Below are 25,805 nucleotides of genomic sequence, written 5' to 3' on the forward strand. Positions count from 1 at the left end.
ATATTTGCGTTATTTGGGCGAATGCCCGCAAAATAGCGTAAAATCGTGGTAAGACCTGCCGGGATTTGGTTGCATCTTTTTCAACATTTTATACACTACGAAAACCATCGCGAAAGCGAGTTTTGATAGGAAATTTAAGAGTATGAGCACTATCGAAGAACGCGTTAAGAAAATCATTGGCGAACAACTGGGCGTTAAGCAGGAAGAAGTTACCAACTCCGCTTCCTTCGTTGAGGACCTGGGCGCTGATTCTCTTGACACCGTTGAGCTGGTAATGGCTCTGGAAGAAGAGTTTGATACTGAGATTCCGGACGAAGAAGCTGAGAAAATTACTACCGTTCAGGCTGCCATTGATTACATCAACGGTCACCAGGCGTAAGTGAACATCTCCAGGCGGTCATTCGACCGCCTGAGTTTTATCTGAATTGTCCCACTAGTATATTTTCCCTCCCTGGAGGACAAACGTGTCTAAGCGTCGTGTAGTTGTGACCGGACTGGGCATGTTGTCTCCTGTCGGCAATACCGTAGAGTCTACCTGGAAAGCTCTCCTTGCCGGTCAGAGTGGCATCAGCCTGATCGACCATTTCGATACTAGCGCCTATGCAACGAAATTTGCTGGCTTAGTAAAGGATTTTAACTGTGAAGACATTATCTCGCGCAAAGATCAGCGCAAGATGGATGAATTCATTCAATATGGAATTGTTGCTGGCGTTCAGGCCATGCAGGATTCTGGTCTGGAAGTAACGGAAGAAAATGCGACTCGTATCGGCGCTGCTATCGGCTCTGGTATTGGTGGCCTGACTCTTATTGAAGAAAACCACGCGTCGTTAGTTAACGGTGGCCCTCGTAAGATCAGCCCGTTCTTCGTACCCTCAACCATCGTCAACATGGTGGCAGGTCACCTGACCATTATGCTGGGGCTGCGTGGTCCGAGTATTTCCATTGCCACCGCTTGTACCTCCGGTGTGCATAACATTGGTCATGCTGCTCGCATTATCGCCTACGGTGATGCTGATGCGATGCTGGCCGGTGGCGCTGAAAAAGCCAGTAGCCCGCTGGGCGTTGGTGGCTTCGGTGCAGCTCGCGCACTGTCTACCCGTAACGATAACCCGCAAGCGGCAAGCCGCCCGTGGGATAAAGATCGTGACGGTTTCGTACTCGGCGACGGCGCAGGCGTTATCGTGCTGGAAGAGTATGAGCACGCGAAGAAACGCGGCGCGAAAATTTATGCGGAAGTGGTCGGTTTTGGTATGAGCAGCGATGCCTACCATATGACTTCTCCGCCGGAAAACGGTGCAGGTGCCGCGCTGGCGATGGAAAACGCGCTGCGTGATGCCGGGATCTCCGCAGGGCAGGTTGGCTACGTCAACGCCCACGGAACCTCAACACCTGCTGGCGACAAAGCCGAAACTCAGGCGGTTAAGTCTATCTTTGGTGCAGATGCCGGCCGCGTGCTGGTCAGCTCCACCAAATCGATGACCGGCCACCTGTTGGGCGCGGCGGGCGCGGTAGAGTCAATTTACTCTATTCTTGCTTTGCGCGATCAGGCCGTACCGCCAACCATCAACCTCGATAACCCGGATGAAGGCTGCGACCTGGACTTTGTTCCACACGAAGCTCGCCAGGTTAGCGGTATGGAATACACGCTGTGTAACTCCTTCGGTTTTGGTGGCACCAACGGTTCTCTGATCTTCAAAAAGGTCTGACCGTCGCTTAAAAATGGCCCGCTTGCGGGCCATTTTGTTGTTCAGAATTCCCCTCTTGTCGCACGCCCATCCCTCTGGCAACCTTAATCATCCGCATCCCGAGGAATCCCTATGTACCTTATCAATGGTCAATGGCAGGACACGCTGCCGGTAAACGACCGGGCGGTTCAGTTTGGCGACGGCTGCTTTACCACGGCCTGCATTACCGACGGCGGCGTTCGTTTTCTGGAAGATCATCTGCGTAGACTGCGGCAGGGCTGCGAGACGTTGATGATTGGTCCGCTGGACTGGCAGCTGCTTGCGGATGAGATGAAACAGCTGGCCGCGGCCGAGAAGAAAGCGGTTCTTAAAGTCATTATCTCTCGCGGTGCGGGTGGGCGCGGCTACAGTGCGGCAAATTGTACCCAGCCAACGCGTATACTTTCCGTTTCGCCTTATCCTGATTTTTACCTTGCCTGGCGCGAGCAGGGCGTCACCCTTGCGCTTAGCCCCGTGCGGCTGGGGCTGAACCCGACGCTTGCCGGTATTAAGCACCTTAATCGCCTTGAGCAGGTATTAATCCGCACGCATCTTGAACAGACGGACGCCCAGGAAGCCCTGGTTCTTGACAGCGAAGGGAGCCTGGTGGAATGCTGTGCGGCTAATTTATTCTGGCGTAAAGGCAGCAATGTCTACACGCCGCGTATCGACAGGGCGGGCGTCAACGGCACGATGCGGCAGCGCATTATTTCGCTGCTCGAGGGTTCACCCTGGCAACTTCAGCAAGTTATTGAAGCGCCGGAAACCCTGGCCGATGCGGATGAAATTATTATTTGTAATGCGTTGATGCCGGTTATTCCGGTGAACCAGGCCGAAGCCTGGCACTATACATCACGCGAGCTTTATCATTTTTTAGCCCCACTTTGTGAGTAGCCGATTACCGATGAAAAAGATGTTTCGTTTCTTTCTTGTTTTGCTGATTATTCTGGGCGTTGCGGCCGGGGCAGGCGTGTGGAAGGTCAGCCAGCTGGCGAAAACACCGCTGCCGATTAAACAGGAAACTATATTCACCCTGAAACAGGGCACCGGGCGCCTGGCGCTGGGAACCCAGCTTTACGACGAGAAGCTCATCACCCGCCCGCGAGTCTTCCAGTGGCTGCTGCGCGTGAAGCCCGAGCTGGCGAAATTTAAGGCCGGGACTTACCGCTTTACGCCGGGGATGACGGTCAGCGATATGCTGGAGCTGCTTGCCAGCGGAAAAGAAGCGCAATTCCCGCTGCGTCTCGTTGAGGGGATGCGCCTGAGCGACCTGCTGGAACAGCTGCGCGAGGCACCATTCGTCCAGCACACTCTGAAAGACGACAGCTATGCCACGGTGGCTGAAACGCTGAAGTTTGAGCACCCCGAGTGGGTGGAAGGCTGGTTCTACCCTGATACATGGATGTACACCGCCAACACGACCGATGTGGCGCTGCTCAAACGCGTACATCAAAAAATGGTAAAAGCGGTGGCGCAGGCCTGGGAGAGTAAGATCGACGGCCTGCCGTATAAAACCGAAAACGATCTGGTCACCATGGCTTCGATCATTGAAAAAGAGACCGCGGTGGCCAGCGAGCGCGACCAGGTTGCTTCGGTATTTATCAACCGCCTGCGGATCGGCATGCGCCTGCAAACCGACCCAACCGTTATCTACGGGATGGGAGAAAGTTATAATGGTAAGCTGACGCGCAAAGATCTGGAAACGCCGACGCCATACAATACTTATGTGATTAGCGGCATGCCGCCGGGGCCTATTGCTATCCCGAGCGAGGCTTCGCTTCAGGCCGCCGCGCACCCGGCTAAAACGCCGTACCTTTATTTTGTTGCCGACGGTAAAGGCGGGCACACTTTTAGCACCAATCTCGCCAGCCATAACAAGGCGGTGCAGGTTTATATCAAAGCACTCAAGGATAAGAATGGACAGTAAATTTATCGTCATCGAAGGGCTTGAAGGAGCGGGTAAAACCAACGCCCATAACGTTGTGGTGGCGACCTTAAAAGAGCTTGGTATCAGCGACCTTACCTTCACCCGCGAGCCGGGCGGCACGCCGCTGGCCGAACGCCTGCGCGAGCTGACGCTCAATAACGCCGGTATCGGTGATGAAAAGGTTACCGACAAGGCCGAGGTGCTGATGTTTTACGCCGCCCGCATCCAGCTGGTGGAGACGGTTATCATGCCCGCCCTGGCTCGTGGAAGCTGGGTGATTGGCGACAGGCATGACCTGTCTACCCAGGCTTATCAGGGCGGCGGCCGTCAAATCGACCAAAGTCTGCTGATGGCGCTGCGCAACACGGTGCTGGGCGACTTTTACCCCGACCTGACTATTTATCTCGATGTGACCCCGGAAGTCGGGCTGACCCGCGCCCGCGCCCGCGGCGAGCTGGATCGCATCGAACAGGAGTCTATCGACTTCTTCAACCGCACCCGCGCCCGCTATCTTGAGCTGGCGGGCAGCGATTCTCGGATTAAAACCATCGACGCCACTCGCCCGCTGGATGATGTCTCCCTTGCGGTGCGTGAAGCGGTACTGAGCTGGTATCGGGAGCAGGCAGAGTGAAATGGTATCCGTGGCTACGCGGCGCTTTTGAGCAGCTAATCGGCCAGTATCAGGCAGGCCGCGGACATCATGCCCTCATGGTTCACGCTTTGCCAGGCCTTGGCGATGACGCCCTGGTTTACGCAATCTGCCGCTGGCTGATGTGCCAGACCCCGGAAGGCAGCAAAAGCTGCGGACGCTGCCACAGTTGCCAGCTGATGCAGGCCGGAACGCACCCGGACAGCTACACCCTGCAGGTAGAAAAAGGGAAATCAAGCCTGGGTGTCGATGCGGTTCGTGAGATAACCGAAAAGCTTTATACCCATGCGCAGCAGGGCGGGGCGAAGGTTGTCTGGCTAAAAGATGCTGACATGCTGACCGAGGCCGCCGCCAACGCCCTGCTGAAAACCCTTGAAGAACCCCCGGCTAACACCTGGTTTTTCCTCAGCAGCCGCGAACCGGCCCATCTGCCTGCCACGCTGCGTAGCCGCTGTCTCTACTGGCACCTGGCGCCCCCGGACGAGAGCTTTGCTCTGGCCTGGCTGGCGCGGGAAACGAGCCAGGGCCAGGCTGAACTTCAGGCGGCCCTGCGGCTTAGTTCCGGGGCGCCCGCCGCGGCTCTCGAGCTGTTACAGCCCGAGCAATGGAAACTTCGCCAACAGCTGTGCGATAAGCTGGGCCAGGCCGGTGCCGCCGGTAATCTGCTTGCGCTGCTGCCCGCGCTCAACCATGAGGATGCCTCCCGCCGCGTTCACTGGCTTTGCGCCCTGCTAGTTGATGCCCTGAAATGGCAGCAGGGAGCCGGAGACTGGCTCACCAATGTCGATATGCAGCCGCTGGTGGCGGCTCTGGCATCGCGGCATTCGCCTGCGGTTTTACAAAGCGTGCTGCACCACTGGTTTACCTGCCGCGAAGCGTTGCTTAACGTGGTAGGCGTTAACCGCGAGCTGCTGCTCACCGAAAGTCTTCTTACTTGGGAGCGCCTGTCTCGTCCCGGCGCGATGCTCCCCTCACATCATCTCTAAGAGTATTGCTATGTTCCTGGTTGACTCACACTGCCATCTCGATGGCCTCGACTATCAAACCCTGCACAAAAACGTTGATGACGTTCTGGAAAAGGCCGCCGCGCGGGATGTTAAATTTTTCCTCGCCGTAGCGACCACGCTTGACGGCTATCGCGGCATGCGCGAACTGGTTGGGGAGCGCGACAACGTGGCTTTCTCCTGCGGCGTGCATCCGCTTAACCAGGATGAAGAATATAACGTAGAGGAGCTGCGCCGCCTGGCCGCAGAACCCGGCGTTGTGGCGATGGGTGAAACCGGGCTGGACTATTTTTACACGCCGGAAACTAAAGAGCGCCAGCAGGAGTCTTTCCGCAACCACATCCGCATTGGCCGCGAGCTGAACAAGCCGGTTATCGTCCATACCCGCGATGCGCGCGCCGACACGCTCGCCATCCTGCAGGAAGAAAAAGTGACAGAGTGCGGTGGGGTACTACACTGTTTCACGGAAGACAGAGAAACTGCGGGCAAACTGCTGGATATGGGGTTTTATATTTCGTTCTCCGGCATCGTGACCTTTCGTAATGCTGAGCAACTGCGCGATGCGGCTCGTTACGTGCCGCTGGACAGAATGCTGGTGGAAACCGACTCGCCGTATCTCGCGCCGGTTCCGCATCGCGGCAAGGAAAACCAGCCTGGAATGACGCGCGACGTTGCCGAGTACATGGCCGTTTTAAAAGGCGTTTCGCTGGAAGAGCTGGCGGCAACGACCACGCAAAACTTTGCTGATTTGTTCCATATTCCCTTGTCCCGCCTGCAATCTCTCTGAAATCCATAGTTATTTTAAAGCTCGTAATTAATACACGAAGCGAGTAAAGTGCACCGCCACAAAAGGGGCGGTGTACGCCCTTTTTGAACTGTTTGTGTACGCTTTATGTAAATTACTGAAAGTTTTTCGCTCGGCTGGCTGAGAAACGTGATAGCCGTCAAACAAAGTTTTAGTTATTTATTTTACTCTTCGTAATAATTAAAAGGGCACTTAGATGTCCTGTTGATGAGCCGGTTCTCCCCCCGGTTCGATGCGTAAATGCGTACAAAAAAAGCACAAATACTCAGGAGCACTCTCAATTATGTTTAAGAATGCATTTGCTAACCTGCAAAAGGTGGGTAAATCGCTGATGCTGCCAGTATCCGTACTGCCTATCGCAGGTATCCTGCTGGGCGTCGGGTCTGCAAACTTCAGCTGGCTGCCGGTCGTCGTATCCCACGTTATGGCGGAGGCGGGCGGTTCGGTCTTCGCCAACATGCCGCTGATCTTTGCTATCGGTGTTGCGCTGGGCTTCACTAACAACGACGGCGTTTCCGCACTGGCTTCGGTCGTTGCCTATGGCATCATGGTGAAAACCATGGCCGTGGTTGCGCCTCTCGTACTGCACCTGCCTGCGGAAGAAATTGCCGCTAAACACCTGGCGGATACCGGCGTTCTCGGCGGTATTATCTCCGGTGCTATCGCAGCGTACATGTTTAACCGCTTCTACCGCATCAAGCTGCCTGAGTATCTGGGCTTCTTCGCCGGTAAGCGCTTTGTGCCTATCATTTCTGGTCTGGCCGCTATCTTCACCGGTATCGTGCTGTCCTTCATCTGGCCACCAATCGGGACGGCTATCCAGACCTTCTCCCAGTGGGCTGCTTACCAGAACCCGGTTGTAGCATTCGGTATCTATGGCTTCATCGAGCGTTGCCTGGTACCGTTTGGTCTGCACCACATCTGGAACGTTCCATTCCAGATGCAGATTGGTGAATTCACCAACTCTGCGGGCCAGGTATTCCACGGTGATATCCCTCGCTACATGGCAGGCGACCCAACCGCAGGTAAACTGTCCGGTGGCTTCCTGTTCAAAATGTACGGCCTGCCGGCTGCTGCGATTGCAATCTGGCACTCTGCTAAACCAGAGAACCGTGCAAAAGTGGGCGGTATCATGATCTCCGCCGCGCTGACTTCGTTCCTGACCGGTATCACCGAGCCAATCGAATTCTCCTTCATGTTCGTGGCGCCGATCCTGTACGTTATCCACGCTATTCTGGCTGGCCTGGCATTCCCAATCTGTATTCTGCTGGGTATGCGTGACGGGACTTCCTTCTCACACGGCTTGATTGACTTCATCGTGCTGAGCGGTAACAGCAGCAAGCTGTGGCTGTTCCCAATCGTCGGTATCTGCTACGCGATTGTGTACTACACCATTTTCCGCGTACTGATTAAGGCGCTGGATCTGAAAACCCCGGGCCGTGAAGACGCCACCGCAGAAAGCACCGCTGGCGTGACCAGCGAAATGGCTCCTGCTCTGGTTAACGCTTTCGGCGGTAAAGAAAACATCACTAACCTCGACGCCTGTATTACCCGTCTGCGTGTTAGCGTGGCCGACGTTGCCAAAGTCGACCAGGCTGGCCTGAAGAAATTGGGTGCAGCAGGTGTGGTTGTCGCAGGTTCCGGCGTTCAGGCTATTTTCGGCACCAAGTCCGATAACCTGAAAACCGAAATGGATGAGTGGATCCGTAACAACTAAGTTTGTTCGGGGAGCGATAAGGGAGGCGAAAGCCTCCCTTTTTTGTTGCATACAAAGCGGGAAAAAACGTGGTTTTTCCCGCTTTGTGATTATTTGGTGAAAATCAATAAATTGATTTTCCTTGTCTGTTTATCGAGATCTCTGGTGGGTCATCTCTCATCTCAACTTTGCCAGCGGTCCTCGGGGAGGCGAAAGCCTCCCTTTTTTGTTTTAAAGGCCAGCACTTAACTAAAGAAAAGCACGCTGAAGGTTGAGTCAATTGAGCGCCTCGCTCATACTCCCATCACCGTTTTCTCCTTCAAGGAACAGGTCATGGCCGAAGAAACTATTTTCAGCAAAATTATTCGTCGTGAAATTCCGGCGGATGTGGTTTATCAGGACGAGCTGGTTACCGCGTTTCGCGATATCTCCCCTCAGGCTCCAACCCATATTCTTATTATCCCGAACGTGCTTATTCCTACCGCTAACGACGTCAAAGCCGAACACGAGCTGGCGCTGGGGCGCATGATGACCGTAGCGGCCAAAATTGCGCAGCAGGAAGGGATTGCCGAGGACGGCTACCGCCTGATAATGAACTGCAACCGCCACGGCGGGCAGGAAGTCTATCATATCCATATGCACCTGCTGGGCGGCCGTCCGCTTGGGCCGATGCTGGCGCAGAAGGGCTAATCCGATGCAGCGCTTTTTCCTTTGCCTGTTAGCCACGTTGCTGATGGCGGGCTGTAGCTCGCGCCCGGCGATCCCGGTGAATAACGATCAAACGCTGGTAATGGAAGCCGCAGTTCTGGCCGCAGGGATTAGCGCCGAAAAACCGGATATTTCACGTCAGGATGGCGCAACCGTTGCCGAGGCCTCGCTGTATAATGAACAGCACAAGCCGGTTACGCTGTACTATCGTTTCTACTGGTATGACGCAAAAGGGCTGGAAATCCATCCGCTCGAAAAAGTGCAAACCGTTACCCTCCCGGCGCAGTCAGCATTAGTCGTTCACTCGACGGCTGCGTATCCGGGGGCTAAAAAAGTGCGTCTTTCTCTCTCTCTGTAAGGAGTGAATTTTGATTAGGGGACTTCATCGTTATCTGGCCGCCACCGTCGTGGCGCTGGTGCTTACCGGGTGTATTAACCGCGGCGAACAGCCCGCGCCGGTAGAAGAAGCTAAGCCAGGCGTTGAGCAGCCAGCTCAGCCGGAACCTACTGTACCAACCGTGCCGACGGTGCCAACGCAGCCAGGGCCTGTTGAGCAGCCGCAGCCGACGATCCCGGCGCAGCCTAAGGTTCGCACCTACGACTGGGGCAGCTCCATCCAGCCGATGGTGGGCAAAATGCTGCAGGCAGACGGCGTAACGCCGGGCAGCGTATTGCTGGTGGACAGCGTCAATAACCGCACCAACGGCAGCCTGCAAACCAGCAGCGCGACCGAAGCGCTACGCGGGGCGCTTGCCAACAATAACAAGTTTACTCTGGTGTCCGCCCAGCAGCTCTCCATGGCGAAACAGCAGCTTGGCCTTTCACCGCAGGACAGCCTCGGCAGCCGCAGCAAAGCTATCGGCATTGCGCGCAACACCGGCGCTCAGTACGTGCTGTACACCAACGCCAGCGGCAATGTGAACACGCCAACACTGAAAATGCAGCTGATGCTGGTGCAAACCGGGGAAATTATCTGGTCGGGTAGCGGTGCTGTTCAGCAAACCAACTAAGGCGTCTCTGGACGCCGTTATTGCCCGATATCTTCCGGCGGCCCAGGCCGCCGGTTGTTTTTCTGCTCTCGAAGGGCTGAGCGGCACCAGCTACCGTCTGGTGACGGAGCAGGGTAATTTCACGGCAAGGAAACTATCTCCCCAGCGCCTGCCGGGTCTGTCTTTGCAACGGCATTACCGGGCGCTTAAACGGTTACCGGCTGGCATCGCGCCAAAGCCGTATTGCCTGGTAGAGGGCTGGCTGCTGACGCGCTGGCTGGAAGGAGAAGTTTCCCCGGTTCTGCCGCCGCTCAGGGAATTAACCGGCTTATTGTATTATCTTCACCGCCAGCCGCCGTTTGGCTGGCGCATTAGTCTGGTGCCGCTGCTGGAGTTTTACTGGCAGGAGAGCGATCCCAAAAGGCGAACGCTGGCCTGGCTGAGAGAGCTGAAGCGCCTCAAACTAGCCAAAGAGCCGCGTCCCCTGCGGCTGGCACCATTGCATATGGATGTCCACGCCGGGAATCTGGTACGGCAGGGCGACGGCCAGCCGGGGCTTATCGACTGGGAATATGCCGGTGACGGTGACATTGCCCTGGAGCTGGCGGCGGTGCTGGCCGCTAATCTCGTCGACGGCGAGGCGCTGCTGGCGCAGTATGCCGCTCTGGCGTCGCTTAACGTTGATAAGCTCCGCCAGCAGGTTACGCGCTGGCAGCCGTGGATAGCGTTGCTTATGGCGTCCTGGTATGAATGCCGCTGGCGGCAAACCGGACAACAACACTTTATTACGCTGGCAGACGACGCATGGCGTGCGCTGCGTGCGATGAAACATCAGGAGAGAGAATCGTGGGCCCAGTAATGTTGGATGTGGCTGGCTTTGAGCTGGATGCCGAAGAGCGTGAAATATTGCAGCACCCGCTGGTGGGTGGGTTAATTCTGTTTACCCGCAACTACCATGACCCGGAGCAGCTGCGCGAGCTGGTTCGTCAGATCCGTGAAGCCTCGCGCAACCGTCTGGTGGTCGCCGTCGATCAGGAAGGCGGCCGCGTTCAGCGTTTCCGGGAAGGTTTTACCCGCCTGCCTGCCGCACAATCTTTTGCCGCGCTGCACGGGCTGGAAGCGGGCGGTAAGCTGGCGGAAGAAGCCGGCTGGCTGATGGCGAGCGAAATGATTGCCATGGATATCGACATCAGCTTCGCGCCGGTGCTGGATATCGGGCATATCAGCGCGGCAATCGGCGAGCGTTCTTATCATGAAGATCCGGCCAAAGCGCTGGCGATGGCGACCCGCTTTATCGACGGCATGCATGCCGCAGGAATGAAAACCACCGGGAAACACTTCCCGGGGCACGGAGCGGTCAAGGCGGACTCCCATAAAGAAACGCCGCATGACCCGCGCCCGCAGGAAGAAATTCGCCGCCACGATATGAGCATTTTTGCTTCGCTGATTAGCGAAAATAAGCTGGATGCCATCATGCCCGCGCACGTTATTTACGATGAGGCTGACCCCCGCCCGGCCAGCGGCTCCGAATACTGGCTGAAAACGGTATTGCGCGGTGAACTGGGCTTTAACGGCGTGATTTTCTCTGACGATCTGTCGATGGAAGGCGCGGCAATCATGGGCAGCTACGCCGAACGTGGCCAGGCTTCACTGGATGCGGGTTGCGATATGATCCTCGTCTGCAATAATCGTAGTGGAGCGGTGAGCGTGCTGGATAACCTGTCTCCGGTCAAAGCGGAACGTGTTACAGGTTTGTATCATAAGGGTTCGTTTACCCGTCAGGAACTGCGCTCGTCGGCGCGCTGGAAGCAGGTTAACCAGCAGCTTGAAGCGTTGCATGAGCAGTGGCAGGCCCAGAAGGCGGGCGTCTAATATTCAGGCCGTGAGGCCTGATTGTATGCGGTGAGGATGCGATGATTATCTATTTACACGGTTTTGACTCAAGCAGTCCCGGTAACCATGAAAAAGTGCTCCAGCTTCAGTTTATTGACCCGGATGTTCGGCTTATCAGCTACAGCACGCTGCACCCGAAACATGACATGCAGCACCTGCTCAAAGAAGTGGATAAAATGCAGCAGCTCACCGACGATGAGCGGCCGCTGATCTGCGGCGTGGGGCTGGGTGGCTTCTGGGCAGAGCGCATCGGTTTTCTGTGCGATATGCGGCAGGTGATTTTCAACCCGAATCTCTATCCGCATGAAAACATGGAAGGGAAAATAGACCGCCCGGAAGAGTATGCGGATATCACCACCAAATGCGTGCAGAACTTCCGCGAGAAAAACCGAGACCGCTGCCTGGCTATCCTCTCGCGTAATGACGAAGCGCTGGATAACAAACGCAGCGCCGAGGCCCTGCATCGCTACTATGAGATAGTCTGGGACGAGCAGCAGACCCATAAATTCAAGAACATATCTCCGCATCTTCAGCGCATTAAAGCCTTTAAAACCCTCGGTTGAAACGCCCGTCCTCGTCTGTATAAAACAGAGGTCAGCCATGCGGCTGGCCTTTTTGTTTATCTTTTCGGCATAAAAAATTGATGTACATCAATTTTGGTATGACCAATGCACCCTTCATGTTATTCTCGATAAAGTTCAGCAATTTTACTGAACTAACCCTTTGTTAACTAAAGGTTATTTAGATAACTTTTAATTAACAATTGGTTAATATTTTAGGGGGTCAAGTTGACTACGCCATTGAAAAAAATAGTGATTGTCGGCGGTGGAGCAGGTGGTCTGGAGCTTGCGACTCAGCTGGGTAAAAAACTGGGGCGCGGCAAAAAAGCCAAAATTACCCTGGTGGACCGCAACCACAGCCATCTGTGGAAGCCGCTGCTGCATGAAGTTGCCACCGGCTCTCTGGATGAAGGCGTGGATGCGCTCAGCTACCTGGCGCACGCCCGCAACCACCACTTCCAGTTCCAGCTGGGTTCGGTGGTCGACATCAACCGCGAAAGCAAAACGCTGACCATCGCCGAACTGCGCGACGAGAAGGGCGAGCTGCTGGTTCCCGAGCGTAAAGTGCCTTACGACACGCTGGTGATGGCGCTGGGGAGCACTTCCAACGACTTCAACACGCCGGGCGTGAAGGACAACTGCATCTTCCTCGACAACCCGCACCAGGCTCGTCGTTTCCACTCCGAGATGCTGAACCTGTTCCTGAAATACTCCGCTAACCTTGGCGCGAGCGGCAAAGTGAATATTGCCATCGTCGGCGGCGGGGCAACGGGCGTTGAGCTGTCTGCCGAGCTGCATAACGCGGTGAAACAGCTGCACAGCTACGGCTACAAAGGGCTGACTAATGAAGCGCTGAATGTGACGCTGGTTGAAGCCGGGGAACGTATTCTGCCTGCGCTGCCGCCGCGTATTTCCGCAGCAGCCCACAGCGAACTGACCAAGCTTGGCGTGCGTGTACTGACCCAAACTATGGTCACCAGCGCCGAAGCTCACGGCCTGAACACCAAAGACGGCGAGTTTATCGAAGCGGATCTGATGGTCTGGGCTGCGGGGATTAAAGCACCTGATTTCCTGAAAGATATCGGCGGTCTGGAAACCAACCGCATTAATCAGCTGGTGGTTGAGCCAACGCTGCAAACTACCCGTGACCCGGATATTTATGCTATCGGCGACTGTGCATCCTGCGCCCGTCCGGAAGGCGGTTTTGTGCCTCCGCGCGCCCAGGCCGCTCATCAGATGGCTTCCCGCGCCCTGACCAACATTCTGGCGCAGATGAAAGGCCAGCCGCTGAAGGCGTACAGCTATAAAGATCACGGCTCGCTGGTTTCGTTGTCTAAATTCTCCACCGTGGGCAGCCTGATGGGTAACCTGATGCGCGGTTCGATGATGGTAGAAGGGCGTATTGCTCGCTTCGTCTATATCTCGCTTTACCGCATGCACCAGATTGCGCTCCACGGCTACTTCAAGACCGGCCTGATGATGCTGGTTGGCAGTATCAACCGCGTGATCCGCCCGCGCCTGAAGCTGCACTAAGTTTTATTTTTTCCGCAAACCCGGCCATCGCGCCGGGTTTTTTATTGGCTGTATCAGCATAAAATTCGGCATATTCCGAACCCGCACCTCAGAGTTGTCTTAAACACGAAGTTTCACCGCATTATCCCGCACTTTTCATCCGCAGTCTGATTTCTCAAACCTGTCACCTGAGTGCAAAATTAGGTTAACAACAAGGTCAGGAGGATGTCCTGTGAATAAATCAATGTTAGCGGGTATTGGTATTGGCGTGGCCGCTGCGCTGGGTGTAGCCGCGGTCGCCAGTCTTAACGTATTTAATAGCGGCCCCCAGTACGCACAGGTGGTTTCCGCCACGCCAATCAAGGAAACGGTAAAAACGCCGCGTCAGGAATGTCGGAATGTGGCCGTGACGCACCGTAAACCGGTCCAGGATGAGAACCGCATTCTCGGCTCCGCGCTGGGTGCGGTAGCGGGCGGCGTGCTGGGCCACCAGTTCGGCGGCGGCCGTGGTAAAGATGTAGCTACCGTAGTCGGGGCATTGGGCGGCGGTTACGCCGGTAACCAGGTCCAGGGCGCGATGCAGGACGGCGATACCTACACCACGACGCAGCAGCGCTGTAAGACCGTGTACGACAAATCAGAAAAAATGCTCGGCTACGACGTAACCTACAAAATTGGCGATCAGCAGGGGAAAATCCGCATGGATAAAGATCCCGGCACGCAAATCCCGCTCGACGGTAAAGGCCAGCTGGTGCTGAATAAAGCCTGATGAATTGTTGAGAGGAAAAACCCGCTGGTTAAAGGCGGGTTTTTCGTTTAATGCGCGCCACGCAGCTGCTGCTGGAGAGTCAGTAAAGCCCCGACTTCCTGAATTCTACGCCGGGTGAAATCCGCAACGGCCTGAGGAGAGCGGGCAAATAGCGTGGCTGCGCCAAAAATCACTTCTCCCAGGCAGCGGTCGTAAAGCGGGCCGCTGGCATCGAGGACAATTTCATCGTTAATGATGATTTTCTCTTCACTGCCGCGCCGGTCAGCGCTGATAGTCCGGCCATCTTTCAGCACGATATTGATACCTTTTTGCCCGCCAGCGGGGCCTGCGTATTTATTTAGCTGCAATACGCAGGGAATACCGCCCAGCTCGCCGCGCAGTAGCGCCTGACCTTCGGCGGTCGTGACGTCTCCGGGGGCAATATTATTGCCGAGCCTGTCTTTTGCCAGTAACAACTCAAGGCTGAGCGACTCATCCGCTCCTGCCAGCATTAGCGTTTCCCGCATCATCGCCAGCACATGAGTACCGATATCAACAATCACGCCGTCCGGGTGGCGCAGTATGCGGGTGTCGGCCTCGCCGGTAGCAAAATTCAGCGCGATGGGCTCTCCTGCCGGGTTAAAGCCGCTTGGCTCCAGCAAAAAGCCTTCGATACGGTCTATCTCTTCCAGGCGGGGGATAAACTGCGCCGCATCGGTTCTTACCATCCAGTGATCCAGCGCCAGGACGCGGCCTGCCGTTGCCGGGTCGCTTAAGAGCTGCGCTAACTCCTCCAGCTGTTCAAGCGTTGCCGCCACGGGCTTTTCCACCACCACGGGCAGGGCGCTCTGTTGCAGCACGCTTTTCAGCATCGGCAAGTGCTGGAGAGAAGAGGTGGTGATAAACACCAGGTCTAATTGCTGAGCAAGAAGCTGCCCTAAAGAGGGCAGGAAGGTAATGAATTCAGAGCGGTAACGCGGTGCGGGGTCGAAGCCATAACAAACAACGTCGCGGCGAGCGAGACGGCGGATCGCCGGTAGATAGGCCGTTTCAATGACGCTGCCCACGCCGATAAAACCAATATTCATGACGCCCTCTGAAAAATAAATAGCGTTAAATAGCCCTTATTTTTAAAAGACTATTTGCCGGCGGTCGAGGGTTAATATGTGAGGAAGAGTAAGCATGTGAACTTGCCCGACAAATGCCGGGCAAGTCAGAGCGGTTTTAGAACTGAACGGAGTAGTTCATACCGAAGGTGCGGCCGCGGCCTTTGTAGTCATACAGCGAAGCAGGGCCATAGCCCGGGCTGTAATACAGAGGCGCGCGCTGGCCCCAGACTGTGGTGTAGTCGCGGTCGAAGAGGTTTTCTACGCTAAGGCTAAGTTTACCCACCGGAAGCTGGTAGCTGCCGAGTAAATCAACGGTAGTGTAGCCATCAATGCTGTATCCAGCGGCATCGCTTACGTTGAAGGACGTGGTGCTTTGAACGCGCAGGCTCCAAGGGTCCGGCGCCCAGCCGATATAAGCGGTTGCTTTCGATGGGCTGGCAACTTTCACATCATATTTCTGCCAGCTACCGTTCACTTTAGACTCGGTTTTCAGCACGTTAAAGTTTGCGCCGGTGCTCCAGTTGGTATCGGGAATAAAGTAATCCACCGCGCCTTCAACGCCGTAAATACGGCGTTTATCGTCAACTACGCTAATGGTCAGGTCTTTATTCGCCAGCACGCTTTTATCGGACAGCGAGTAGTAAGCCGCAATCTGAGTGCGCAGGTTATCGCCGGTGTAGCGCCAGCCCAGCTCATAAGAGTCAACCTTCACGCCCTGCAACTTGCTGGCACTCACGTTCACGCTATTGGTCAGCGGCAGGTGGCCGTTAACCGCTGCGCCATAGGTTCCGCGGCCGTAGTACTTGCCCGGGTCCGGCAGTTCAACGCCCTGGGAGAAGTTTACCCAGGCCTGCTGGCGCTCGGTGATGTGCATCAGCAGCCCGGCGTTAAATAAGAAGTTGTCGTAATCGGTGGAGCCGCCAGGAATCGCGTCGGCAGACTTCACTTTGCCGGAGGCAATCTGCTGCTGCTGGGCGAAGCCGATAAAATCATCGACCTTGTTCTCGGTGTACTGGTAACGCACGCCGCCGCTCAGGGTAAAGATTTCGTTGATGTCATAACTGGATTGCAGGAATGCAGCCAGATTGCTGATGTCGTAGCCCGGATAACGGCCGGTGGTAAAGATTTTTTGGTTGTTCAGGCCGCCGGAAGCGCTTGCCTGGGCCAGATCGAAGAACATCTGGTTAGAGGTAAAGCGTTCATGGTCGGCGTCCAGACCGTAGGTCAGCTGCCAGCCGTCCAGCGGCTTGCTGTTCAGCGTCAGCTTGGCACCGTACTGATCGGTATCCTGCTGAGAGGAAGAGAAAGCGGTCGCTTTTTTATTCGCGTCTACGGTCGGGAACGGATAGAACATCAGCGATTCGTCGCGATAGTAAACCTGGCCTACCAGCTCCTGGCCGAGGAAATCGCTATTAGAATACTGCATGCTAATCAGGTGACGCTCGGTGCCCGGAATACGGTCGGAATTCAGGCCCTTGCTCACATAAGGCGAGCTGCTGCCGCTAATTGCCGAGAAGTTTTTCCCGAGATTCAGGCCGTAATCGTCGTCGCCCTGGCTTTTGTAATACTGGGTAATTAATTGCAACTGCTGGGTTTCATCGATATTCAGCGTACCGGTGCCCATTACGTCCAGGCGATCGGAGTATTGCAGGCCGGTCTGGGTGTTATCGAGCAGGGTGGCATCGCCGCTACCGTCATACCAGCCACCAAATTTCTGATACGCCACCGACATACGGCCGGAGATATGCTCGTTGCCGCCGGAGATGGCGCTGGCAATACGCTCATCATGATCTTTGCTGCTGTTAAAGCCGCTTTTGGTGCCTGCCTCAAACTCCATCTGGGTTTCCGGCTGGCCTTTTTTGGTCACGATGTTGATAAGGCCGCCGGTGCTGCCGCCGCCGTACAGCGACGTTGCGCCGGAAATCACTTCAATATGTTCGATATTGAACGGATCGATAGAGTCCAGCTGGCGGCTGTCGGTGCGCGATGAATTGAGGCGCACGCCGTCAATCAGCACGACCAGCGGGCGGCCACGGACGTTCATGCCATAGTTAGTACGGCTCTGGCTGCTGACGTCCAGGCCGGGGATCAGCTGGGCCAGCGCGTCTTTAAGCTCTTTGCCGCCCTGGATCTGCTGCTCCAGTTCGGTTTTCTCAATCACCCAGGTGGTTTGGGCCATTTCAGCGACGGTGCGGTTGCTGCGGTTGGCGGAAACCACCATCGTCTCGTCGCTATTTTGCTGGGCAACCGCCGGCGCCATCATGGCGAGAAGCAGCGGGTTGAGCGCCCAAAGTGTGTGCTTTTTGGTTATCATCATTGTTCCTTCAACGGGCTAACAAAAATTAGCCCAAAGATGCTGTGTCCTCGTCATCCTTCAAACAGCAGCGGTGTTGGCTGCCTTCACGTCACCCCATCACGTAGTTATCTACGCTCAGGGGATGTCGTTCAGTTGCCGCCTGGCTGCATTTCGAATGATTTAGAGGAAAAGTGTGTTAAAGAAGCAGCATTCTGCTGCGGTTTTTCCCGGCTGCCGCTGCGCCATTGGATCAACGCTGGCGGCGTACTGAGATCGAACAAATCACGCCCCAGTGCGCGATTCAGAATACGGGCGGAGCGCCAGGCCATCAGGCTTAGCTGTGGCTCGGCAATGCCGTGCGTTTGCATACTGGCGTTAACCGCAAAGATGTTGTTTTCTTTCGGGCCATCCCACTCCAGCGTAAAGTCGTCACGTACCCGGAAGTTGCACTCGTCGCGCATCGCCATTTTCGGCATCAGCGGGGAGAGCATCTGCGGCAGAGTTGGGCGGTAGCCGGTAGCGAAGATAACTACGTCGCTGTCGAGCGTGTCGTAGCCTTTATCCAGATGGTGCTCCAGCAGCAACTGCCAGCCCTGGCCACGGCTCTCAAGGCCGGTCACAGAACGGCTTGGCAGCAGGCGCGCGTTACGCGGCAGACCCTGCACTTCGAAGCGGTGATACAGCTCGCGGTAGATGGTCAGCAGCGAGTCGGCGGTGATGCCGTCGGAGGTCATCTTCTGCTCATCCAGCATTTTCTGGCGCGCTTTTTCATCCAGGCCAACAAAGCCTGAAACGTATTCCGGCGTGAAGTATTCGTTGGCAAATGCCGCTTCATCCAGGGCGTTGAAGTTATTGCGGCGTGAAACCCAGTTAACTTCGGCCACTTCTCCCCATGCGCCACGGAAGGCGTTCAGGAACAGGTCGGCACCGCTTTGCCCGCCGCCGACAACCGTTACGCGTTTGCCGCTCAGGTTCGGCAGGCGCAGGCTCATTTCGCTGGCGTGGAAGCAGGTTGGGGTAGCGGTCTTCACGCACGGCGGCAGGTGTGGCTGCTTGCCGATGCCGAGGCAGATATTGCGGGCGAGGGTTTCGCCCTGGCCGGTTTGCACCACAAACAGCTGGCGGCGTTCGTCAAAATCAACGCGTTCGACCGTCTGGTTAAAGTGCAGGTTATTCATGCCTTCTGCGGCCCAGCGAAGGTAGTCGGAGAACTCGTCGCGCGAGACGGTGCGCAGCTCGGTGGTCAGGAAGCGGTAGAATTTCTTGCGCTTCACCAGGTAGTTCACAAAGCTGAACGGGCTGGTGGGTGCCACGGCGCTGACCAGGTCTTTCAGGAACATGGTCTGCATATGGCAGTCCGGCACCAGCATGCCCGGGTGCCATGCAAAGTCGGGACGGCTGTCGAAAAACCGGCTGCTAAATCCCTCTGCTTCGTGTGACAGCGCCGCAATGCTCAGGTTAAACGGGCCGATACCTACGCCAATAAAATCAACAGTGTTTGTCATAATTCAATCCCTGGTTACCAGCCACAACGGGTTTTGCAGATCCTCGAGGTAATTCGGCAGCATGCGGCTGCCTCCGTCCTGGTCAGGCCAGGTCAGTTTTACCGGGTTCAGCACAACGCGGATGATTTGTGGCTTAAAGAGTGAGAAAAGCGCAAAGCGCGCCGACATTTGCGGATGTTGCTGCATGTAATCACTCAACACTGCGGCCAGCAGTTGGTAAAAACGTCTCTCCGGCACGCCGAGGCGGGCCATAAGCGGCGAAACAAAGCGCAGTACCGTAACGAAGTGGCCGGTCTGCAAATCATGAATTAAGTAATCGGCGCTCAGGCGGGCGGTAACATCCCGCACTTCCTGAGGCAGGGAGTCCATCTCCGGGAACTCATCCTTCACCAGACGCATATCGCCCTGAAAATCTTTCAGCAGGACGCGCTGCGGCACGCCATCTTTCATGGCGAGAGTAATATTTTGCCCGTGGGCAATCAGCGCTACGCCGTAGCGGCAGAGCAGGTGATAAAGCGGCACGACCACCGTGCGGAACATCTGGCTGAGCCAGGTTTCAGCATCCAGGCCTGACTGGGCGATATACGCCCCGATCAGCGGCCGGTTGTTTTCGTCGCACTCCATCAGGGTCGCCATCAGGATCGGGGTTTCGTCCGGCTTCAGCCAGCGGCTCGGGTTTTCACGCCAGATTACGCCCAGCATTTCCTGGTAGCGATAGGGCGCCTGAGCCAGCGCGGCGTAGCCTTCATGGGAAACGTAGCCCGCAGCGGGCTCGCCGAGGATGACGGCTCCGGTTTGCCTGAGCGTGTCGTCCGTGGCGAAGACGTTCTGAAGCCAGCGCGAGGCCAGCGGTCCGGCGGCAATGTATTTGCCGGGAATACCGCGATAGCAGGAGGTGTTATAGATGGTCAGCGGCAGCTTGATATCCAGCCCGCCCTGGCGGCTGGCGTTGGTCAGGGTACGCAGCGACTGCTGGGCCAGCCATTGGTCGCCAAATTCCCCGAGGGAAATCATCTTGCCTTCGGCCAGGTCAGCAACGAAATCAAGGGCGATTTTCTGCTGCCATTGCCACGGATGAACCGGCAGCGGCAGCCAGCTATCGTCCAGGCCATTCTCCTGCCAGGCCTGGTTAAAGCGGGCGTACTCCTGCGGGTCCATCGCGGCGCTAAGCAGTTGCTGAATATCCAGCTCGCTGTCGCAGCGCCAGACCATATGGTCGCGCTTTACCGCCAGCCAGTGCAGGCGGAAGGTATTGGCGTACTCCGGGGCGTAACGCTCCAGCGCCTCTTTACCCCAGCCGCGGCGGCCCTTGTTGAAGGCGAATTTCGGGTGGCCGCTCAGCAGGCATTGTAGGCGATCCGGATCCAGGGCGATAAGCTCGCTGGCGCTCATACCCCGGCGGGCGTTAAGCAATTGCAGGTCGCCAAGCAGCGTGGCGTACAGATCCTGCATATGCTCGGCGACGGTGGCATCGCTCATCGAGAGCACCGGCTTGAGCTGCATCAGCAGGGTTTGGGCCAGTACCGGTTCGTCCGCGCAGCGCAGGGTTTGCGCGTCAATCCACAGCCAGCCCCAGATCCCGCGCTCGGCGCTGAAGTGCCACTCTGCGCCGGGCAGGCCGATGCAGTAGCGGTTATCGCCCTGAGATTCGGCCTGGAAAACCTGCTCATACTCCAGCTCGGCCAGCATTTTTGCCACCAGCTGGCGGTTTACAAAATCCCAATCCTTGCGATTCATTACAGGCCCACCTCGTTGAAGAAGTTATCCCGGTTAGCCATCACCAGGCGCGAACGCTTATGCGGGAAGTCGAACTCTTTGATAGTCGCGTAGCCCGCAGGCTCCAGATGGCGGAACAGGCGCTGGTTGTCGGCGCGCGGCTCCAGCACGGTGCGTTGGGTACGCGGCTCGTCCAGCAGCAGGTAATGGGTCAGCCCGCGCAGCCAGCTTTGCACATAGTGCGCGCCGCGCCACTGCTGCTCGCCGACCAGAAGATGCAGGCCGCGGTCAAACGGCTGCCAGGCGTAGTGGCGGCCAATGCGGTCTTCCGGCGCCCAGTAAATTTCGAAATAGCTGAACGGCTGGTCGTCAAAGCAGCCGATTAGCGGGAAGGCGTGTGTGCCGGTAAGCTGGCGTTCGAGATAGGCGGTTTGCAGCTCCAGCGAGCCGCTTTGCTCCCAGAAATACTCGACGCGGGGATCGTTCATCCAGCGCGTAAAGCGCTCTGCATCAAGCGCCGGGTCGGCAACGCGGAAGCTCAGCGTCTTGCGGACTTTCGGATCGTAGCGACGGTAAACTTCGCCTTCCGGGCGAGCCGGGCGCTGCGGGAAATAAATCTCGCGTTCGGCATCAAATACCATCTCGCCGGAAGTGCGTTTCGCCGGGGTACTGAGCCACAGAGGCAGCTGCCAGAAGGCCGCGCGATGTACGATATCGCTTTTCAGATAGTCGAAGAGCACCAGGGCCTGCGGCTCCTCGCGCCATTCGGCGTAAGGCAGCACGATGGCTGAAAGCTGAGGCGCGGCAATAAACATCTGATCCAGCGCGTCGCGCAGCCAGCCGTCCGGCAGCAAGCCGGGCCAGTGCAGAACGGCGCTGTTATCCTGACCCCAGCCGATGTTCAGCTGTTTAGCGAGCTTTTCGCAGCGCAGGCCGTGCCCGCCGTGAACGATAGTTGCCTGAAACATTCAGCCCTCCTGAGCCAGCAGCGGATTCACGAAATCAAAGTAGATAACCGAAGGATCGACGATGGTGTTTTCGTTGTGGTCGTGCAGGTAGCAGAAGAAGTTGCCCTTCACGTTCCAGTGCGGGCTTTCCAGCACGTAGTCGAGGCAGGTTTTATGAGTCACCTGGTCACGCACGGCGCTGAGCGAGTCGCGCACGCGGGCCATCAGGTTAGCTTCGCTATCCAGCCCGGCAGCACCCAGAGCGGCGGTAACCGCAAAAGTGGAGTTGACCAGCAGGTAATAAGGGAAATAGCGCAACAGCTGCTCGCGGCTAAAGACGTTCTCCGCCTGAGCCTCGCCGATGGTGTCCAGCCAGCCTGCGGCATGCGGCATAAACGCGCTGCCCTGGCAGTCACGGTAGATAAGGCCTATCGGCAAGTCCTGCTGCATTTCGACCAGAATATTTTGCTGGTGGGCCAGCAGCACCAGGCCGTAATCCGCTTCGGCGGTGAAGAGCGGCTTCAGTACCTGCTGGCAGTAGGCTTCAACCCAGGCATGGGCTGCCTGCTGCACGGTAATATTCAGGCGAGTGCTAAGGCGTTTAACCGCGGCAACCAGCAGCGAATCGCCGCCGTCAGGCGCAGACTGGGTCAGAGAGACCAGCACGTTGGTCTGGCTCTGCGGCTGTTCAACCAGCAGGTTCTCACGCAGGGCGAACAGGCTCTCTTCCATAATATTGCCGTGCAAATCTCTCAGCCCGGCCCAGCCGTCTTCCTGCATCACGCGGAAGGTCGGGAAGCGCGCCTGCAAATCCTGCCAGCGTTCGGTTTGTGCCAGGCGGGCCAGGCGCATTCCGCGCTTCACTTCTTTCACCGATAAGGTGCGCACCGAGTTGGTCAGACGCACGCTCAGGGAAAACTTAATCATGTCGCGGCTGGTAGCGCAGTAAAGCGAGCGGGAAGAGGTGGTTGGCAGCCATGGCGCACCGGCTTCGCCTAAATCTTTTATCAGATTTCTGGCGACTAATTGCTGGCACCATTCCTGCTCCAGCAGGTACTCCGCCTGCCACGGATGCAGCGGGAACAGCCACTGATTATCGCTTAACTCGTTCAGCAACTGCGGAGCATTTTCAGCGGCAAAGCGCGTCAGGCGCTGCTGCAAATTAAGGTGCAGACTTTCGCCCGCCAGCTGGGCCTTATCGACCGCAAACCAGCGCAGCGGGAAGTGCGGGGCGAAGTCCGGTAGATAGCGCTCGGCTTCCTGCTGATTAAAGGGTTCGTGAGACTTAGGCGCAGGATGGAAGGCATGGCCGACCAATAATGCCTGCTCCGCCTCGCCAAAATTCAGCGCCTGCTCGCGCAGCCCGCTCCAGTCGTGGCGGGAGTCAATTGCCTGCTGAGTATGGGCATGGCTTTCCATCACGCGCTGATAAAACGCCTCGCAGCCGGTGGCCGGGAGCATTTGCTGGTGCTGGAGTTTATCGACAATAAGCTGGGAGAGGGTGGCAAAATCAACCGGCTGGCTGCCGGTAGCGTTGACCAGGCGAGCCGGGAATTCAAAGCGGTGATGCTGGGTGGGAGAGAAATAAGCCACTTTAAAGTGCAGAGCTTGCTGTTCACCCAGCGGGATAATTAGTTCGGCTGGCTGGCTTTCGGTAAGACGCCAGTCGTTGGTTTCACGGACCAGGGAATTGAGGAAGCACTGCGCGGCCACATCCCAGGCCAGAGTTTTATTTGGCAAAGTCATCATCAAACAGTTTCCACGCGTTATGATAATGCGAATTTTGCCGATAACGGTTCTCATTATCAATAACAATTGTTAGAATCGCTAAAATAAATTTTACAAATACGCACAATCACTCTACGGGTTAGCAACACTTTGACATCTCTCGACGTCGCGGCCGCGCCGCAAAAATCCCTTTCCTGCTGGCCGCTTGCGCTTAGCGCCGGGTTGCTCGGCGTCGGGCAGAACGGACTGCTGGTTGCCATCCCCGTGCTGGTGATTCAGACAAACCTGAGCCTGTCCGTCTGGGCGGCTTTACTGACTCTGGGGTCGATGCTGTTTTTGCCGTCCTCGCCCTGGTGGGGAAAACAAATTGCCCGCCTGGGCAGTAAGCCCGTGGTGCTATGGGCGCTGGCCGGGTATGGCGCGAGCTTTACTCTGTTGGGGTTGGGCAGCGCACTGCTGGCAACCCATGCGGTAACGGGGGCCGTCGGGCTGGGGATATTAATTGTCGCGCGTATTATCTACGGCCTTACCGTCTCGGCGATGGTGCCTGCCTGCCAGGTGTGGGCGCTACAGCGGGCGGGCGAGGGCAAGAGGATGGCGGCGCTGGCAACCATCAGCTCCGGGCTGAGCAGCGGCCGCCTGTTCGGGCCTCTATGTGCCGCCGGTATGCTGGCTATTCATCCTCTCGCGCCGCTGGGGCTGCTGATGGTGGCACCCTTGCTGGCGCTGGTGATGCTGCTGCGCCTGCCGGGTACGCCACCTCTGCCCGCCAGCGAACGTAAAAGTGCCCGCCTGCGCCTCGACTGCATGCCTTATCTGCTGTGCGCCATTCTGCTTTCTGCGGCGGTCAGCCTGATGCAGCTTGGGCTTTCTCCGGCGCTTACCCGGCAGTTCGCTACCGATACCGCCGCCATCAGCCATCAGGTTGCCTGGCTGCTGAGCCTGGCCGCAGTGGCTTCATTACTCGCCCAGTTCGTTATTCTTCGCCCGCAGCGCATGGCCCCGATGTCGCTGCTGCTGAGCGCCGGTGCCCTAATGATTTGCGGCCTGGCGATGATGATTTCCGTAGAGCTGTGGCTGTTTTATCTCGGCTGCGCGCTGCTTTCATTTGGCGCGGCGCTGGCCACCCCGGCCTACCAGCTGCTGCTGAACGACAAGCTTGCCGACGGCGCGGGGGCAGGCTGGATTGCCACCAGCCACACTCTGGGCTACGGCTTATGTGCATTACTGGTGCCGCTGGTGTCCAAAACCGGCGCTGAAGCGGCATTGATTACGGTGGCTTTTTTGGCCGCAGTGTTATTTACCGTGGTGTCCGGCGTTATCTGGCGCAGTCGCCACCGTTCACGTCATTCTGCAATTTAAGCGTAAGGAAAAGTTATGGCTGGAGTTCAGGGCTATCGTCTGTTCAACGTTCAACTGGCGCGTAAAACCGTAGTTTCCCCTTCGCTGTTGAGCCTGGTGTTTAGCGGGCCGGATGTGGCGCAGATGAAATGTGATTCACCGGATCAGCGCATTAAGATGCTATTTCCTTCTGAAGATGGCACGCCGCCTTCGCTCCCCGCGGAAGGGCAGTGGTATCAGATTTCGCAGGGCATGCCCAAAGAGAAGCGCCCGGTTATTCGTACCTACACGCTACGCCACGTTGACGCTGCCCGCCAGGAAGTGACCGTTGAGTTTGTCAGCCACGGTACCGAAGGGCCCGCTTCCGCATGGGCGATTAACTCCGCGCCGGGAGACTGCATCCAGATAGTTGCGCCTAACGCCGCCCACCCTGAAGACAGCGGCGGCTATGAATGGACGCCTCCGGCGGGATTGCGCAATGCGCTGATCGTTGCCGACGAAACAGCACTCCCTGCGGCGCGTGGCATTCTTGAGATGCTGGCGGGCCAGCCCAATCCGCCAAAAGTGCAGGCATTTTTTGAAGTGCCGGAGCAGGGCGATTGCGTTGATCTGAGCGCCTTTAGCTTCGCCGAGATTAACTGGCTACCGCGTAAACCTGCGGCGGCAACGCACGGAGAATGCCTGATTCAGGCGGTGAAAACCCATGCCCGCGTGCCGGAAAGCAGCCATCATGAAGATGTGCAGGAAGAGTCCGAGGATGAGCTACTGTGGGACAAAGCGACTACCGGCAGCAACGAGTTTTACGGCTGGGTGGCGGCCGAGTCCACCGTGGTTAAGCTGCTACGCCGCCATTTGATAGGCGAGCGGGGCGTGGAGCACGAGGCGATTAACTTTATGGCCTATTGGGCGAAAGGCCGCGTGCGCTAACAAAAAGGGCGGCCATCATGG

The 25,805-nt window shown here is 56.9% G+C and carries 24 protein-coding genes; 18 read left to right on the forward strand and 6 right to left on the reverse strand.

Annotated elements, in window-relative coordinates; genetic code table 11:
- Nucleotides 1-142: 142 nt before the first annotated feature.
- From acpP to HMPREF0201_RS07210, 16 genes are all read left to right on the forward strand, one after another.
- On the forward strand, nt 143-379 hold the full coding sequence (acpP, locus tag HMPREF0201_RS07135) for an acyl carrier protein (protein ID WP_016535861.1): 237 nt from the start codon (nt 143-145) through the stop codon (nt 377-379).
- A gap of 85 nt (nt 380-464) precedes the next feature.
- On the forward strand, nt 465-1,706 hold the full coding sequence (fabF, locus tag HMPREF0201_RS07140) for a beta-ketoacyl-ACP synthase II (protein ID WP_039898088.1): 1,242 nt from the start codon (nt 465-467) through the stop codon (nt 1,704-1,706).
- A 111-nt stretch (nt 1,707-1,817) separates the two neighbouring features.
- A complete protein-coding gene (pabC, locus tag HMPREF0201_RS07145) occupies nt 1,818-2,618 on the forward strand; it encodes an aminodeoxychorismate lyase (RefSeq protein ID WP_016535863.1) in 801 nt (266 codons plus the stop codon).
- A 10-nt stretch (nt 2,619-2,628) separates the two neighbouring features.
- A complete protein-coding gene (gene yceG / locus HMPREF0201_RS07150; protein WP_016535864.1) occupies nt 2,629-3,651 on the forward strand; it encodes a cell division protein YceG in 1,023 nt (340 codons plus the stop codon).
- Nucleotides 3,641-4,282, forward strand: coding sequence for a dTMP kinase (gene tmk / locus HMPREF0201_RS07155; RefSeq protein WP_016535865.1), 642 nt, complete (start codon nt 3,641-3,643; stop codon nt 4,280-4,282). Before yceG ends, tmk begins: the two co-directional genes overlap by 11 nt.
- Nucleotides 4,279-5,286, forward strand: coding sequence for a DNA polymerase III subunit delta' (gene holB, locus HMPREF0201_RS07160; protein WP_016535866.1), 1,008 nt, complete (start codon nt 4,279-4,281; stop codon nt 5,284-5,286). Before tmk ends, holB begins: the two co-directional genes overlap by 4 nt.
- 10 nt (nt 5,287-5,296) lie before the next feature.
- Complete coding sequence (locus HMPREF0201_RS07165; RefSeq protein ID WP_016535867.1) at nt 5,297-6,091, forward strand: metal-dependent hydrolase; 795 nt, start codon at nt 5,297-5,299, stop codon at nt 6,089-6,091.
- A 301-nt stretch (nt 6,092-6,392) separates the two neighbouring features.
- Nucleotides 6,393-7,826 (forward strand): PTS glucose transporter subunit IIBC, encoded by a 1,434-nt coding sequence (gene ptsG / locus HMPREF0201_RS07170; protein ID WP_016535868.1) that lies wholly within the window; start codon nt 6,393-6,395, stop codon nt 7,824-7,826.
- Nucleotides 7,827-8,138: 312 nt separating this feature from the next.
- The gene (gene hinT / locus HMPREF0201_RS07175; protein ID WP_016535870.1) at nt 8,139-8,495 is read left to right on the forward strand and encodes a purine nucleoside phosphoramidase; all 357 of its coding nucleotides are present in this window, start codon (nt 8,139-8,141) and stop codon (nt 8,493-8,495) included.
- 4 nt (nt 8,496-8,499) lie between these two features.
- Nucleotides 8,500-8,871, forward strand: a complete 372-nt coding sequence (locus HMPREF0201_RS07180) for a YcfL family putative periplasmic lipoprotein (protein WP_016535871.1) — start codon at nt 8,500-8,502, stop codon at nt 8,869-8,871.
- Between the two features lie 10 nt (nt 8,872-8,881).
- A complete protein-coding gene (gene lpoB / locus HMPREF0201_RS07185) occupies nt 8,882-9,523 on the forward strand; it encodes a penicillin-binding protein activator LpoB (RefSeq protein ID WP_016535872.1) in 642 nt (213 codons plus the stop codon).
- The gene (thiK, locus tag HMPREF0201_RS07190) at nt 9,501-10,361 is read left to right on the forward strand and encodes a thiamine kinase (protein WP_016535873.1); all 861 of its coding nucleotides are present in this window, start codon (nt 9,501-9,503) and stop codon (nt 10,359-10,361) included. Before lpoB ends, thiK begins: the two co-directional genes overlap by 23 nt.
- Nucleotides 10,349-11,374: a beta-N-acetylhexosaminidase gene (nagZ, locus tag HMPREF0201_RS07195; protein ID WP_039898089.1), complete on the forward strand. Its 1,026-nt coding sequence runs from the start codon at nt 10,349-10,351 to the stop codon at nt 11,372-11,374. The genes thiK and nagZ overlap by 13 nt, the downstream gene beginning before the upstream one ends.
- Before the next feature lie 41 nt (nt 11,375-11,415).
- On the forward strand, nt 11,416-11,958 hold the full coding sequence (gene ycfP, locus HMPREF0201_RS07200; RefSeq protein ID WP_016535875.1) for an alpha/beta hydrolase YcfP: 543 nt from the start codon (nt 11,416-11,418) through the stop codon (nt 11,956-11,958).
- Nucleotides 11,959-12,183: 225 nt separating this feature from the next.
- The gene (locus HMPREF0201_RS07205; protein WP_039898090.1) at nt 12,184-13,488 is read left to right on the forward strand and encodes an NAD(P)/FAD-dependent oxidoreductase; all 1,305 of its coding nucleotides are present in this window, start codon (nt 12,184-12,186) and stop codon (nt 13,486-13,488) included.
- 211 nt (nt 13,489-13,699) lie between these two features.
- Complete coding sequence (locus HMPREF0201_RS07210) at nt 13,700-14,236, forward strand: glycine zipper 2TM domain-containing protein (protein ID WP_071704087.1); 537 nt, start codon at nt 13,700-13,702, stop codon at nt 14,234-14,236.
- Nucleotides 14,237-14,283: 47 nt separating this feature from the next.
- On the opposite strand, the gene HMPREF0201_RS07215 is transcribed toward HMPREF0201_RS07210, so the two are convergent.
- From HMPREF0201_RS07215 to iucA, 6 genes are all read right to left on the reverse strand, one after another.
- Nucleotides 14,284-15,303, reverse strand: a complete 1,020-nt coding sequence (locus tag HMPREF0201_RS07215) for a Gfo/Idh/MocA family oxidoreductase (RefSeq protein WP_016535878.1) — start codon at nt 15,301-15,303, stop codon at nt 14,284-14,286.
- Nucleotides 15,304-15,439: 136 nt separating this feature from the next.
- Nucleotides 15,440-17,641, reverse strand: coding sequence for a ferric aerobactin receptor IutA (gene iutA / locus HMPREF0201_RS07220; RefSeq protein WP_016535879.1), 2,202 nt, complete (start codon nt 17,639-17,641; stop codon nt 15,440-15,442).
- Nucleotides 17,642-17,769: 128 nt separating this feature from the next.
- Nucleotides 17,770-19,125 carry an NADPH-dependent L-lysine N(6)-monooxygenase gene (gene iucD, locus HMPREF0201_RS07225; protein WP_016535880.1) on the reverse strand — a complete coding sequence of 452 codons (1,356 nt, stop codon included), beginning with the start codon at nt 19,123-19,125 and terminating at the stop codon, nt 17,770-17,772.
- Between the two features lie 3 nt (nt 19,126-19,128).
- Nucleotides 19,129-20,862: an aerobactin synthase IucC gene (gene iucC / locus HMPREF0201_RS07230; protein ID WP_016535881.1), complete on the reverse strand. Its 1,734-nt coding sequence runs from the start codon at nt 20,860-20,862 to the stop codon at nt 19,129-19,131.
- Nucleotides 20,862-21,809 carry a N(6)-hydroxylysine O-acetyltransferase gene (iucB, locus tag HMPREF0201_RS07235; RefSeq protein WP_016535882.1) on the reverse strand — a complete coding sequence of 316 codons (948 nt, stop codon included), beginning with the start codon at nt 21,807-21,809 and terminating at the stop codon, nt 20,862-20,864. Before iucB ends, iucC begins: the two co-directional genes overlap by 1 nt.
- On the reverse strand, nt 21,810-23,534 hold the full coding sequence (iucA, locus tag HMPREF0201_RS07240; protein ID WP_039899228.1) for an aerobactin synthase IucA: 1,725 nt from the start codon (nt 23,532-23,534) through the stop codon (nt 21,810-21,812).
- Between the two features lie 132 nt (nt 23,535-23,666).
- Here iucA and HMPREF0201_RS07245 point away from each other — a divergent pair, with 132 nt between their 5' ends.
- Together HMPREF0201_RS07245 and HMPREF0201_RS07250 are read left to right on the forward strand one after the other, a co-directional pair.
- Nucleotides 23,667-24,878: an MFS transporter gene (locus tag HMPREF0201_RS07245; RefSeq protein ID WP_016535884.1), complete on the forward strand. Its 1,212-nt coding sequence runs from the start codon at nt 23,667-23,669 to the stop codon at nt 24,876-24,878.
- A gap of 15 nt (nt 24,879-24,893) precedes the next feature.
- A complete protein-coding gene (locus HMPREF0201_RS07250) occupies nt 24,894-25,784 on the forward strand; it encodes a siderophore-interacting protein (RefSeq protein ID WP_016535885.1) in 891 nt (296 codons plus the stop codon).
- The last annotated feature ends 21 nt before the right edge of the window (nt 25,785-25,805 follow it).

This window comes from Cedecea davisae DSM 4568, from assembly GCF_000412335.2.
Classification (GTDB): Bacteria; Pseudomonadota; Gammaproteobacteria; order Enterobacterales; family Enterobacteriaceae; genus Cedecea; species Cedecea davisae.